Raw genomic sequence first — 12,027 nt, 5'->3', positions numbered from 1 at the left:
GCGGGCGAGTTGGCCTGTAAGCCGGATTCTGTTCCCCACCGCCGCGGCGTAAGCAACGGCGGCACGGCGGCGACCATCCATCTGGACACACCGTTGCCGGGTGCCTCAAGCGGCCTACCCGCAGGCTCGGCGAGCAGCCCTCAATCGCCTGCGCGGCCGCACCTTTCGGTGCGGCCTTCTTGACCTTGCTTCGGGTGGGGTTTGCCAAGCCACCCCGGTCACCCGGGATGCTGGTGCGCTCTTACCGCACCGTTTCACCCTTACCACCACGAGGGTGGCGGTTTGTTTTCTGTGGCACTTTCCCGCGAGTCGCCTCGGATTGCTGTTAGCAATCACCCTGCTCTGTGAAGTCCGGACTTTCCTCGACTCGGTGCCACGTGAGCACGAGCCGCGGCCGCCCAGCCAACTCGTCCGCACGAACACGGTACTCGCTGGTCAATCTCCTGGCCAGCGGCACGACGGGGGTGTCGGCGCCCGATCACCCACGCCTGGCTATTGCTCAATTTTTCGCATCATTGCCTAAATAAGAAGTTGGTGCCACGCTGACCGCATGACAGAAGCCGATGCTTACGTCGACCAGGCGGTAACGGGCGTCGCGGAGCCCCAGCCGATGTACAAGGCGCTGCGCGAATCGACACCGGTGTTCCGGTCACCACAGTCGGTCGTGGTGCTCAGCCGCCTGGCCGATATCGAGATGGCGCTCAAGCACACCGAACTGTTCTCGTCGACGGACGCGGTCGACCTGGGCAACATCCGGCCGCTCATTCCGCTGCAAATCGATCCGCCCGAGCATGCGAAGTACCGCCGGATCCTCGACCCGCTGTTCACCCCGCGTGAGATGGCCCGGCGTGAGCCCGGCGTCGCCGTACTGGTGAACGAGATGATCGATCGCTTCGCCGGGCGCGGTGAATGCGATTTCCACGAGGAGTTCGCGGTGCCGCTGCCGTGCACCGTTTTCCTCCAATTGCTCGGCCTACCACTCGAAGACCTTGACCAATTCCTGGAGTGGAAGGACGGCGTGATCCGCCCGGAGGGCGACTCCGGGTTCGACCGCCGCCACGAGAGCTCGGCACCCGTCGCGCAACAGATCTACGACTACTTCGACCGCGCCATCGACGACCACATCGCCAGCCCACGCGACGACGTGCTGTCGTCGATGATCGCGGCCGAGGTTGCCGGACAACCGCTGTCGCGCGAAGAGCTGCTCGACATTTGTTTCCTGTTCCTGATCGCAGGATTGGACACGGTCACCGACTCACTCGACTGCTTCTTCGTCTACCTGGCCCGACACCCCGACCATCGTCATCAGCTGGTCTCCGAGCCCGATGTCCTGCCGCATGCCATCGAGGAGTTATTACGTTGGGAGACACCGGTTCCCGGTGTAGTTCGGGTCGCCATGCAAGACGTCGAGGTGGGCGGGTGCCCGATCAGCAAGGGCGAGCGCGTCAGCCCGCTGCTCGGCGCGGCCAACACCGACCCGGCCGAGTTCCCCGACCCCGATGTGGTGGACTTCAACCGCAACCCGAACCGGCACCGCGCGTTTGGTGGCGGGCCGCACCGCTGCCTCGGATCTCACCTCGCCCGGATGGAGCTGCGGGTGGCGCTGCGTGAATTCCACCGGCGCATACCGGATTACGAGATCAAGCCCGGCACCGAGCTGATCTATACGGCCGCGCTGAGATCGGTGGAATCGCTGCCGCTGATATTCCCGCTGTCATGACCAAGGTCGCCGTCGACCCAGACCTGTGCACCGGCCACGGTCGCTGTTACAGCCTGGCACCCGAGGTCTTCGATGCCGACGACGTCGGCCACTGTGTGGTGCTTGTCGAAGACGTCTCGAATGAGCTGGAAGAGCAGGCCGTCGTCGGGGAGCGAAACTGCCCGGAGCAGGCAATCGCATTGTCGCGCTGAATCCTGCTAGCGTACTGGACATCACCTCGGGTTCCTTCGAAGTAGGCGATCACCATGGAATTGGCTGCCCTGCTGTGCAACCACGCGGAGGTTCAAAACAACCGGCTCTACGTGCTGGGAGGCGGGATCGATCAATCCGTCATTCCGGCGGGCCACCCGGGCCCTTGGTCGGTGTCACTGTCCGTGGCACTGAGCATTGAGGTGCCTTGGGCCGAGACGAACAAAGACCACGCGGTTCGCATCGCTCTGCTGGACGCTGATGGCAATCCGGTTGAGGTGAAGACGAATTCGACCGATCGTCAGGCGTTCGGCATCGATCTCCGGTTCAACCTCGGCCGTCCACCCCAACTCGAAGCCGGCACAAGCCAGAATGTCGCCTTGGCCGTCAACGTGCCGATTCTTCCGTTCGACAAGCTCGGGTCGTACACGTTCGCGGTCAGCATTGACGGCACCGTGCTGCGCCGCCTGCCCTACCGGTTGGTCATCAGTCAGCAAAGCGTGACGATGTCGCCCGACGGCCCAGCAGGCGGCGGGCGCGTCCTTCCGTCCGTCTAAGTCGGCGGCCATCCTTGGGTGAGCGCTGACCGCCTATTCGCGGGCAAGCGCACGCCATGCCATATCGGCGATGGCCAAGCAGTACTCCTCGTCGACGGCAGCATCCGAGTACAGCGCGCGAATGTTGATCGGCGCCATGACCACCTGCACAGCGGCCACGGTGTTGATCCCGTCGCGCACTTCGCCGCGCGCCCGTGCCCGGTCGATGAGCCCGCGTACCAGGGTAAATCGCGCTCGCCAGAACATCATCCGGGTCTCTTCGTCGTGACGTCCACCATGCCCCATCACCAACGCGCGCAGGAAGGTACGGCCGACCTCGGTGTTGACTCGCGCGCCCACATTGCGGGCCAACGCCTCTAGGTCCCCGCGCAACGAGCCGGTGTCGGTTGACATATCCCAGGACTCGAGATCAGCCAGCGCCGCATCGACGATCAGCCGTTGACGATCGCCCCAGTGCTGGTAAATCAGCCCCGCATCGATGCGATGACGCTCGGCCAGGGCCTCGACACTGAACCGCTCGACGCCCCAGCGGGCCAACTCGTCGAGCACCGCCGGCATCACCTGCGCCCGGATATCTGCCGGAACGGCGATCGTCGATTCGTCGGGTGGTTGATCCGGCGGCATCCACTGCTCCTAGCGGCTAGAGATAGCCGGTCTGATTCACGAGTCGCACCGAAGATGCCCCATCCGAATAGAACTCGGCGATGCTCAAGGATGCCAGGTCAAGGTGCAATCTGTACAGGATGCCGGGGCCGGCATCCAGCGCCAGGCGCAACAGCATCTTGATCGGCGTGACATGCGACACGACCAGCACCGTGGCGCCCGGATAGCTGGCGATGAGTCGTTCCCGCGCCTGGCACACCCGCTCGAGCGCGGCATCGAAGCTCTCGCCGCCCGGCGGCTCCGTGCTGGTGTCGCGCAGCCAGCGGGTGTGTAGGTCGGGATCGCGTTCGGCGGCCTCGGTGAACGTCAGCCCCTCCCAGCCGCCGAAGTCGGTCTCGATCAGGTCGTCGTCCACGGTCACGTCCAGGCCCAGCGCTTTGGCCGCCGCGGTCGCGGTGTCGTAGGCGCGTTGCAGCGGCGAGGAAACCACTGCGGCGATGCCGCCACGCTCGGCCAGATATCGCGCCGCCGCTTGTGCCTGCTGGCGTCCCAGGTCGGTGAGTTCCGGGTTACCGCGTCCGGAATAGCGGCGCTGCACCGACAGCGCGGTCTGCCCGTGGCGCAGCAACAGCAGCCTGGTCGGGGTGCCACGCGCACCGGTCCAGCCGGGCGGCGACGAAGATTGCGTCGCAATAGATTTCACCGCCGGGGTGGTCGCGGGTTCGGCAACCGCCGGTTCGGAGCTCTGCGGGCTGACCTCGGCCGCGGCGTCCATCGCTTCGTTGGCCAGCCGATCGGCATGCTTGTTACGTTCGCGCGGGATCCACGTGTAGCTGATCCGGTCGAAGCGCACCGCGAGCTTTCGGGCCTGCGCGTGCAACTCAATCAGGTCGGGGTGCTTGACTTTCCACCGCCCCGACATCTGCTCCACCACCAGCTTGGAATCCATGAAGACGTCGGCCTCGCTGGCCCCCAGCTTCACGGCATCTTCCAAACCGGCTATCAGCCCGCGGTATTCGGCGACATTGTTGGTAGCCCGGCCGATGGCCTGCTTGCTTTCGGCCAGCACGGTCGCGCGGTCCGCGGTGTGCACCACCGCGCCGTATCCGGCCGGCCCGGGATTGCCGCGGGACCCGCCGTCGGCTTCGATGACGACCTTCACTGTCCGATCCCCCTGACCCGCAACAGGATCGCGCCGCATTCCGGGCAGCGCACCACGTCGTCGTCGGCCGCCGCCGAGATGCGGGCCAGCTCTCCCCGGTCGATCTCGATCCGGCACGCGCCACAGCGATGCCCGAGCAGCGGTCCGGCGCCGGGCCCTCCCCCGGCACGCTGCCGCTCGTAGAGCGCGGACAAATCGGGATTCAGGGCAGCGGTCAGCCGGTCGCGTTGCGACGCGTGCGCCTGGCGGGTCTCGTCGATTTCGGCCAGTGCGTCGTCGAGGCCCTGCTGCGCCTCCGCCAGGTCCATCTGCAGCGTCTCCATCGCATCCTGCTCGGCGGTCACCTGGGCCTGTAACTCCTCACGGCGCTCCATGACTTCCAGCAGCGAATCTTCCAGGCTGCTCTGGCGGCGCGTCAGGGTTTCCAGTTCGTGCTGCAGGTCCGTCAACTGCTTGGCGTCGGTGGCCCCCGAAGCGAGCAACGAGCGGTCGCGGTCTTCGCGCTGGCGCACCGCCGCGATCTCCGACTCATACCGCGACACCTGAGTGTCCAAGTCCTCCAACGCTATTCGTATGGCGCCCAGCCGGTCATTGGCAGCATCGTGTTCGCTCCGCATCCGCTCAATCGCCTCCCGCTGCGGCAGCCGGGTGGCCCGATGCGCGATCCGGGACAGCTCCGCATCCAGCTCAGACAACTCCAAGAGCGAACGCTGCTGTGCTACTTCGGCTTTCATGATTGATCTCCACATGTCTCGTGGCCGAGATTCCACGGGTCGGTACGAGTGGCCGACACGTGCACCGGCAGGTCCGCACCGAATCGGGACCGCAGCACCTCGGCGGCTTGTATGCACCAGGGGAATTCGCTGGCCCAGTGCGCGACGTCGATCAGCGCCACCTCCGAGGCCCGGCGATGCTCGTCGGCCGGATGGTGGCGCAGGTCGGCGGTCACATAGGCCTGCACGTCGGCGCGCGCAGCGATGCTCAACAGCGAATCCCCGGCGCCGCCGCACACCGCGACCCGCGAGACGACCCGGTCCGGGTCGCCGGCGGCGCGCACACCCCAGGACGTCTGCGGCAACGCGGCACCGACGCGGGAGACGAAGGCGCGCAACGATTCGGGTTGCGCCAGGGTGCCGATGCGGCCCAATCCGGCGTCGCCGGGCGCGGGCACCAGGGCGAAGATGTCGAATGCGGGCTCTTCGTACGGGTGGGCGGCCCGCATCGCCGCCAACACCGCCGCCCGGGCCCGCGCGGGTGCGACGACCTCGAACCGGTCTTCGTCCACCCGCTCGACGGTCCCGACGCTGCCCACCGCGGGGGTGGCACCGTCATGCGGCAGGAACTGCCCGATACCGCTGACGCTCCAGCTGCAGTGCGAGTAGTCGCCAATGTGGCCGGCACCGGCCTCAAACACGGCCGCCTGCACCGCTTCTGCGTTCGCGCGCGGCACATAGACCACCCACTTGTCGAGATCGGCCGGCTCCGACAGCGGTTCGAGCACGGCCTCGACCGTGAGGCCAAGAGCGGCCGCCAGCGCGTCGGAGACACCGGGCGACGCCGAATCGGCGTTGGTGTGTGCGGTGAATAGCGAACGCCCACTTCGGATCAGCCGATGCACCAGCGCACCCTTGGGCGTGCTGGCCGCGACCGTGTCGACCCCGCGCAACAGCAAGGGGTGATGAGCCAGCAGCAGGCCGGCCTCGGGGACTTCGTCGACGACCTCCGGCGTGGCATCGACGGCAATCGTGACCGAGTCCAGCATGTCCCCGGGGTCACCGCACACCAGGCCAACCGAATCCCACGATTGGGCAAGCCGCGGCGGGTAGGCCTGGTCCAGGACTTCGATCACCTCGGATAGCCGTGCACTCACCGGCGCCTCCCGCTGTTCGAGACGAGCATGGCCGCCGAGATCGCCTGGACCAGCAGCGGCCACTCGTGGCGCACTGCGGCCCGTAGATAGTTCTCGTCCAGGCCGACGAACGTGTCGCAGCGGCGCACGGCAATCCCGTTGTCGTGCAGACTGTTTCGTATCCGAACGGCGTCGGGAATGCGGAACAGCACAAACGGGGCCTGACCGTCGACCACGTCGGCGCCCACCGACGTCAGACCGACCACCATCTCGGCGCGCAACTGGGCCAGCCGTGCGGCGCCGGCCTCCGCGTCGGCAACCGCGTCGGCGGCACAACAGGCCTCGATGGCCGTCAGCTGCAACGTGCCCACCGGCCAGTGCGGGCGCTGGGCCGTCAACCGCGCCAACACCTCTGGGGCGCCCAGGGCGTAGCCCACCCGCAGTCCGGCCAGCGCCCATGTCTTGGTCAGACTGCGCAGCACCAACACATCGGCCAGCGCATCAGCGGCGAGCGACTCCGGCTCGCCCGGAATCGAATCGGCGAACGCCTCGTCGACCACCACGATCCGTCCGGGCCGGCGCAACGCCAGCAGCTGTTCGCGACGGTGCAGCACCGAGGTGGGGTTGGTCGGATTGCCCACCACGACGAGGTCGGCGTCCTCCGGAATGTCCGCGCCGTCCAGGCCGAACGGCGGGTCGACGACGACGTGGTGCACCGGCACTCCGGCCGCGCTCAGCGCCACGGCCGGCTCGGTGAACGACGGCGCGACGATCGCCGCCAGCGCCGGCCGCAGGTTGGGCAACAACGCGAACCCTTCGGCGCCCCCGGCCAGCGCCAGCACCTCGTCGCGGGCCCGGCCGTGCCGCCGCGCGATCGCGTCGTGCGCCCGGTGCACGTCCTCGGCGCCGGGGTAGCGCGCCAGGTCCGGCAGCCGCGCCGTCAGCCGCTCGATCAGCCATTGCGGTGGGTGCGCATGACGGACGTTGACCGCGAAGTCCAGCATTCCCGGCGCGGCGGCCTGATCACCGTGATAGCGCGCCATAGATTCCGGACTCGCCATCCGTGAAACACTAGTGCGCCCGCTCGCAGGCCCGGACGAGGCTACTGCTGCTTGTCGATTTTTCCGGCGATCTGAGCCGCGACCTTGACACCAAAGTCCGCCGGGTCCTTGCGCATCAGGACGACATCGACGACCACGTTGTTGCGCGCCGTCAGCGCCCGCTGAACGGTGACGGTCATCGCATCGGGCTGGCCGCTCATGGTCATGGTCGTCGTCTGCGTAACGCTCAAGATTCCGTTGGCGTTGGAGAACGGGCCGATCTTGAATGTCGTCTGGGTGCCGTCGCCTCCGGGGGGCGGGTTGATTTGACGGTCTGCGCAGGCAGGCCAGCGCTGGGCGGAGGTGGCGAAGAAGTCATTCGCCTCCTTGGCAGAGGGGAACAACACCACCACTTGGCCCACCATGACGTCCTGGTCGTTTCCCAGTGAGGTGACATCGGCGTCACCGCTGACCGCGGTGCTGCCGCTGCCCGCGTAGACGGGGGCCTCCGCGGGCCCTTGGGTGTAAATGCACTCGTCGGGAAACTTCCAACCCGGCGGTCCCGGCGGCTGTTTAGTCACGTCGTCCTGCAGCTTGTCGATCTTTTCCTTGCTCGCCGACCCGGTGACGCCCAGCACGCTGTCGAACTCGGCCGGAGTCAGCAACAGACTCGACAGCGCGGCCTGCGCGATCGGCGGCTTCGTCGCCGACGTGGCGGTCGTGGTGGTGGTCGTACTCGACGAGGCGGGGCCGCTCCCGCTGTTGTCGCCACAGGCGGCAACCAACGTGACAGCAGCGACGGCGACTCCGACTGTTAACCGGCGCATGCGTTGCTCACCTTCAGGGTCCCCTGGTCAACGGAGCATAGCCCGGATGCGCTGCGCCGGCAGCGAGCCGCAGGCAAGCTTTGCCGCCGCGCGAAATCAGGTGAAGCGCTGAATGAACTTCACGGAGACGTCCGCGACTTCTTTCCAGCCGCTGTCGATGACCAGGGAGTGGCCGCGGGCGGGAATCCGCTCGATCTCGGTCACGCCCGGGTTGTGCTTGGACTGAAGTTTGTAGGTGGCCTCGGTGATCGCCAGCGGTATCGTGTGATCGTTTTCCCCCGCGATGATCAGCAGCGGACCGCGGTCGGGATTCTTGGAGTCCACCCGGGTCTCGCTGACCGGGTTGAAATTCGAAATCGCCTCCTGAAACAGCGGCAGGCCCGGCGCGGGGACGTGATAGGTCTCGTACAGCTCCCTGGCTTCGGCCTCGTCGAGGTTGTTCGCCCAGCCGTACTTGAACTGGTCGAAGGTCAGGACAACGGCCTTACCGTAGTTGGCGGGATTGCCCAGGACCGGGAACGACGAGCGCAGCGCCGAGATCGGCAGCGGCAGAATCCCTCTGAACGGCGCGTTGTCGATCGATACGGTCACCACGGACGCACCGGAGCCCGCGATTTTCTGCGCTATCAAGCCACCGAAGGAGTGACCGACGACCGCGGGTTTCTTCGTCAGCTGCCCGATGGCATCCAAATAGTGATCGGTGACGGCTTGAACCTTCTTGTGCGCGAACACTTCTGGGTGCTCGAACGCCTCGGCCACGGTGGCCGGATCGTCGGGCCAGCCCGGGGCGATGGTCGTGTAGCCGTTGGCTTCGAACAACTCACGCCAGCGCTGCCAGCTGCTGGACAGCAGCCAGAGACCATGCACGAACACCACCGGAGTCAGCCCGGAAGCGTTGGCCTTGTCGATCTCGGCTTTTTCCCAGTCCGTGACGGTGCTGGCGGTCATGGTGCTTCCTTCCGGATCGCAGGCGCTGGCAAAAACGGTAGGCAACGAAACCTGTTGCCAGCCAGAGTAAGAATCCCCCAGAAGCGAACTGAGCGCATCTCCAGCGAGGCCCTCACTGCCGCGCAACACGCGATCAACGACAATGGTGAGGTGACAGGAGCAGATTCGGCCCAGGGGCAGGCGCCTCAGCTGGTGATCTTCGATCTGGACGGCACCCTGACCGATTCCGCGGCGGGGATCGTCGCCAGCTTCACCCATGCCCTCGAGCACATCGGTGCCCCCGTGCCCGAGGGTGACCTGGCCGCGCAGATCGTCGGCCCGCCGATGGATGAAACATTCCAATTAATGCTCGGCGAGGACGCCGACGCGGCATTCGCGGCGTTCCGGGCCGAGTACGGCGCTCGGGGCTGGTCGAACAACAGCCTGTTCGACGGGATCGAGCCGCTGCTGGCCGACCTGCGCGCCGCCGGGGTGCGGCTGGCCGTGGCCACCTCCAAGCTGGAGCCGACGGCACGCCGCGTCCTTGCCCACTTCGCGCTCGACCAGCATTTCGAGGTGATCGCCGGCGCCTGCCCGGACGGCACCCGCCGGAGCAAGGAGGAGGTGCTGGCGCACGCACTGGCCCAGCTGCAGCCGCTGCCCGAGCGAGTGCTGATGGTCGGCGACCGCAGCCACGACGTCGACGGGGCGGCCGCGCACGGCATCGACACCGTGGTGGTCGGCTGGGGCTACGGCAAGGCCGATTTCGCCGACGGCTACCACGTGACCGGCGTGACGCATGCCGCGACGATCTCCGAGCTGCGGAGGGCGCTGGGTGTCTGATCCATTGCACGTGACCTTCGTCTGCAGCGGCAACATCTGCCGCTCGCCGATGGCCGAGAAAATGTTCGCCGACCAGCTGCGCCAGCGTGGCCTCGCCGATGCGGTGCGGGTGACCAGTGCGGGCACCGGCAACTGGCATGTCGGCAGTGGCGCCGACGAGCGGGCGGCCAAGGTGCTGCGTGCCCACGGCTATTCCACCGACCACCGCGCCGCGCAGGTCGACGACGACCACCTGGGGGCCGACCTGGTGGTGGCCCTGGGCCGCAACCATCTTCGGATGTTGCAGCAGCTCGGTGTCGACCACGACCGGGTCAGGATGCTGCGCTCGTTCGACCCGCGCTCGGGTGCCCATGCCCTCGACGTCGAGGACCCCTACTACGGCAATCATGCCGACTTCGAAGAGGTGCTGGCCGTCATCGAGGCCGCATTGCCCGGCCTGCACGACTGGGTCGACGAGCAACTAGCGCAAAACGGGCACGGTTGATGCCTAAAAACAGGGTGCGGCTGGCATTCCTGCTACGACCGGGCTGGATAGCGCTGATCCTGGTGGTCATCGCCTTCACCTACCTGTGTTTCATGGTGCTCGCGCCGTGGCAGCTGGGAAAGAATTCCCGCACGTCACGGGAGAACCACCAGATCGAGAACTCCCTCAATACCGCGCCGGTGCCGTTGAAAACCTTGTTGCCGCAGCAGGATTCGTCGGCGCCCAATGCGCAATGGCGCAGGGTGACCGCAACCGGGCATTACCTGCCCGACGTCGAGGTGCTGGCTCGATTGCGGGTCGTCGAGGGAGATCAGGCCTTTGAGGTGCTCGCCCCGTTCGTCGTCGACGACGGGCCGACCGTACTCGTCGACCGTGGTTACGTGCGCCCCGAGCCCGGCTCGCACGTCCCGCCGATCCCCCGCCCGCCGCAGGAAACGGTGACCATCACGGCGCGGCTGCGTGACTCCGAACCGGCCGTTCGGGACAAGGATCCGTTCACCAGAGATGGTGTGCAGCAGGTGTATTCGATCAACACCAACCAGGTCTCGGTGCTGACCAAGGTCCCGCTGGCCGGGTCATATCTGCAATTGGTCGAAGATCAGCCCGGCGGACTCGGCGTGATCGGCGTGCCGCACCTCGACGCCGGGCCGTTCCTGTCCTATGGCATCCAATGGATTTCGTTCGGGATCGTGGCCCCGATCGGGCTGGGCTATTTCGCCTACTCCGAGATCCGGATCAGACGCCAAGAAAAGCAAGCGAAGGCGCCCGAATCCCCGATGACCGTCGAGGAGAAACTCGCCGACCGCTACGGCCGTCGCCGCTAGAGCCGTTCAGTGTGCGCTGAGGTCGCCCTAGAAGCACATTCAGCGTCGCCAATGCACACTCGATAGCGCGGCCAGCAACGCCGCGGCACCCAGCTGCACTATCCGCGACAGCGCCACGGCGCGGCGCAGATCGGCCGCGGTGGGCGCTCGCCCGTCGCCGAGGGTGGGACGAATCTGCAGCTCGTGGTGATACTGCGTGGGCCCGCCCAGCCGCACACCCAGCGCCCCGGCGAAGGCCGCCTCGACGACGCCCGCGTTGGGACTGGGATGCCGAGTCGCGTCACGGCGCCACGCTGCGGCCGCACCCGACGGCGACCCGCCGACCAGCGGTGCGCACAACACCACCAGCGCCGCCGTCACCCGGGCCGGGAGATAGTTGGCCACGTCGTCCAATCGTGCTGCGGCCCAACCGAATCGGATGTAGCGGGGCGAGCGGTGGCCGATCATCGCGTCCAGGGTATTGACGGCGCGGTACCCCAGCACGGCGGGCACTCCGCCCGCGGCCGCCCACAGCAGCGGCGCCACCTGAGCGTCGGAAGTGTTCTCGGCCACCGATTCCAGCGCCGCGCGAGTCAACCCCGAGCCGTCCAGCCGCGCCGGATCGCGTCCGCACAGCGAGGGCAGCAGTCGCCGCGCGGCCTCGATGTCATTGCGGTCGACCAGCTGCGCCATCTGCAGGCCGGTGCGCGCCAACGACGTTCCACCCAGCGCGATCCAGCTGGCCGTGGCGGTCGCGGCGATCGACCAGATTGGGCTGCGGCGTGCGGTGGCCTGCTGCACGGCCGTGCCGATCAGCCCCACCGTGCCGACCGCAAGGCTCACGTGCAGCGCACCGGCGATCTTCGTGTCGCGGTAGGTGAACTGCTCCAGCTCGGCGGCCGCCTGACCGAAAGCCGCGACGGGATGGCCCCTCTTGGGGTCGCCCAGCGCGAGGTCAGCCAGGCAGCCGACCAGCACGCCGACGATCCGGGTCCGCATCGCAAGCACCTCGGCAGCGTCTCA

At 67.1% G+C, this 12,027-nt stretch carries 14 protein-coding genes and 1 other RNA gene; 6 read left to right on the top strand and 9 right to left on the bottom strand.

The window, feature by feature from the left end:
* Position 1 precedes the first annotated feature (1 nt).
* An RNA gene (gene rnpB, locus LMQ14_RS10660) (RNase P RNA component class A) lies at positions 2–410 on the bottom strand.
* A gap of 140 nt (positions 411–550) precedes the next feature.
* Here rnpB and LMQ14_RS10655 point away from each other — a divergent pair.
* From LMQ14_RS10655 to LMQ14_RS10645, 3 genes are read left to right on the top strand one after another with little or no spacing between them, the layout of a single operon-like run.
* A complete protein-coding gene (locus LMQ14_RS10655; RefSeq protein WP_267734703.1) occupies positions 551–1,720 on the top strand; it encodes a cytochrome P450 in 1,170 nt (389 codons plus the stop codon).
* A complete protein-coding gene (locus LMQ14_RS10650) occupies positions 1,717–1,911 on the top strand; it encodes a ferredoxin (RefSeq protein WP_267734702.1) in 195 nt (64 codons plus the stop codon). The genes LMQ14_RS10655 and LMQ14_RS10650 overlap by 4 nt, the downstream gene beginning before the upstream one ends.
* A 54-nt stretch (positions 1,912–1,965) precedes the next feature.
* On the top strand, positions 1,966–2,466 hold the full coding sequence (locus LMQ14_RS10645) for a DUF6941 family protein (protein ID WP_267734701.1): 501 nt from the start codon (positions 1,966–1,968) through the stop codon (positions 2,464–2,466).
* A gap of 33 nt (positions 2,467–2,499) precedes the next feature.
* On the opposite strand, the gene LMQ14_RS10640 is transcribed toward LMQ14_RS10645, so the two are convergent.
* The 7 genes from LMQ14_RS10640 to LMQ14_RS10610 all read right to left on the bottom strand — a co-directional run bounded on the left by LMQ14_RS10640 (position 2,500) and on the right by LMQ14_RS10610 (position 8,895).
* A complete protein-coding gene (locus LMQ14_RS10640) occupies positions 2,500–3,090 on the bottom strand; it encodes a TetR-like C-terminal domain-containing protein (RefSeq protein WP_267734700.1) in 591 nt (196 codons plus the stop codon).
* A gap of 16 nt (positions 3,091–3,106) precedes the next feature.
* Entirely contained in the window at positions 3,107–4,231 is a 1,125-nt protein-coding gene (locus LMQ14_RS10635; protein WP_267734699.1) for a bifunctional RNase H/acid phosphatase, read from the bottom strand.
* Positions 4,228–4,965 (bottom strand): zinc ribbon domain-containing protein, encoded by a 738-nt coding sequence (locus LMQ14_RS10630; protein WP_267734698.1) that lies wholly within the window; start codon positions 4,963–4,965, stop codon positions 4,228–4,230. The genes LMQ14_RS10635 and LMQ14_RS10630 overlap by 4 nt, the downstream gene beginning before the upstream one ends.
* Positions 4,962–6,101, bottom strand: a complete 1,140-nt coding sequence (locus LMQ14_RS10625) for a Nif3-like dinuclear metal center hexameric protein (RefSeq protein WP_267734697.1) — start codon at positions 6,099–6,101, stop codon at positions 4,962–4,964. The genes LMQ14_RS10630 and LMQ14_RS10625 overlap by 4 nt, the downstream gene beginning before the upstream one ends.
* The gene (cobC, locus tag LMQ14_RS10620; protein WP_267734696.1) at positions 6,098–7,141 is read right to left on the bottom strand and encodes an Rv2231c family pyridoxal phosphate-dependent protein CobC; all 1,044 of its coding nucleotides are present in this window, start codon (positions 7,139–7,141) and stop codon (positions 6,098–6,100) included. The genes LMQ14_RS10625 and cobC overlap by 4 nt, the downstream gene beginning before the upstream one ends.
* A 41-nt stretch (positions 7,142–7,182) precedes the next feature.
* Entirely contained in the window at positions 7,183–7,947 is a 765-nt protein-coding gene (locus LMQ14_RS10615; RefSeq protein ID WP_267734695.1) for a sensor domain-containing protein, read from the bottom strand.
* A 96-nt stretch (positions 7,948–8,043) separates the two neighbouring features.
* Positions 8,044–8,895: an alpha/beta hydrolase gene (locus LMQ14_RS10610; protein WP_267734694.1), complete on the bottom strand. Its 852-nt coding sequence runs from the start codon at positions 8,893–8,895 to the stop codon at positions 8,044–8,046.
* Between the two features lie 150 nt (positions 8,896–9,045).
* Between LMQ14_RS10610 and LMQ14_RS10605 the strand changes: the two genes are divergently transcribed.
* From LMQ14_RS10605 to LMQ14_RS10595, 3 genes are read left to right on the top strand one after another with little or no spacing between them, the layout of a single operon-like run.
* Positions 9,046–9,717: an HAD-IA family hydrolase gene (locus LMQ14_RS10605; RefSeq protein WP_267734693.1), complete on the top strand. Its 672-nt coding sequence runs from the start codon at positions 9,046–9,048 to the stop codon at positions 9,715–9,717.
* Positions 9,710–10,201, top strand: coding sequence for a low molecular weight protein-tyrosine-phosphatase (locus LMQ14_RS10600; protein ID WP_267734692.1), 492 nt, complete (start codon positions 9,710–9,712; stop codon positions 10,199–10,201). The genes LMQ14_RS10605 and LMQ14_RS10600 overlap by 8 nt, the downstream gene beginning before the upstream one ends.
* Entirely contained in the window at positions 10,201–11,025 is an 825-nt protein-coding gene (locus tag LMQ14_RS10595) for an SURF1 family protein (protein ID WP_267734691.1), read from the top strand. Before LMQ14_RS10600 ends, LMQ14_RS10595 begins: the two co-directional genes overlap by 1 nt.
* 39 nt (positions 11,026–11,064) lie before the next feature.
* Here LMQ14_RS10595 and LMQ14_RS10590 read toward each other — a convergent pair whose 3' ends face one another.
* Positions 11,065–12,003 carry a cobalamin biosynthesis protein gene (locus LMQ14_RS10590; protein ID WP_267734690.1) on the bottom strand — a complete coding sequence of 313 codons (939 nt, stop codon included), beginning with the start codon at positions 12,001–12,003 and terminating at the stop codon, positions 11,065–11,067.
* Positions 12,004–12,027 lie beyond the last annotated feature (24 nt).

The organism is Mycobacterium sp. Aquia_213, from assembly GCF_026625985.1.
In the GTDB taxonomy this organism is placed as follows: Bacteria; Actinomycetota; Actinomycetes; order Mycobacteriales; family Mycobacteriaceae; genus Mycobacterium.
This window is presented reverse-complemented; position numbering and strand designations above follow the sequence as displayed.

Bases quoted from the DNA above. Each gene is read 5' to 3' on its own strand.
- LMQ14_RS10595 (WP_267734691.1), top strand. From the start codon at position 10,201: ATGCCTAAAAACAGGGTGCGGCTGGCATTCCTGCTACGACCGGGCTGG.
- LMQ14_RS10645 (WP_267734701.1), top strand. From the start codon at position 1,966: ATGGAATTGGCTGCCCTGCTGTGCAACCACGCGGAGGTTCAAAACAAC.
- LMQ14_RS10640 (WP_267734700.1), bottom strand. From the start codon at position 3,090: ATGCCGCCGGATCAACCACCCGACGAATCGACGATCGCCGTTCCGGCA.
- cobC (WP_267734696.1), bottom strand. From the start codon at position 7,141: ATGGCGAGTCCGGAATCTATGGCGCGCTATCACGGTGATCAGGCCGCC.
- LMQ14_RS10655 (WP_267734703.1), top strand. From the start codon at position 551: ATGACAGAAGCCGATGCTTACGTCGACCAGGCGGTAACGGGCGTCGCG.
- LMQ14_RS10610 (WP_267734694.1), bottom strand. From the start codon at position 8,895: ATGACCGCCAGCACCGTCACGGACTGGGAAAAAGCCGAGATCGACAAG.
- LMQ14_RS10615 (WP_267734695.1), bottom strand. From the start codon at position 7,947: ATGCGCCGGTTAACAGTCGGAGTCGCCGTCGCTGCTGTCACGTTGGTT.
- LMQ14_RS10590 (WP_267734690.1), bottom strand. From the start codon at position 12,003: ATGCGGACCCGGATCGTCGGCGTGCTGGTCGGCTGCCTGGCTGACCTC.
- LMQ14_RS10650 (WP_267734702.1), top strand. From the start codon at position 1,717: ATGACCAAGGTCGCCGTCGACCCAGACCTGTGCACCGGCCACGGTCGC.
- LMQ14_RS10630 (WP_267734698.1), bottom strand. From the start codon at position 4,965: ATGAAAGCCGAAGTAGCACAGCAGCGTTCGCTCTTGGAGTTGTCTGAG.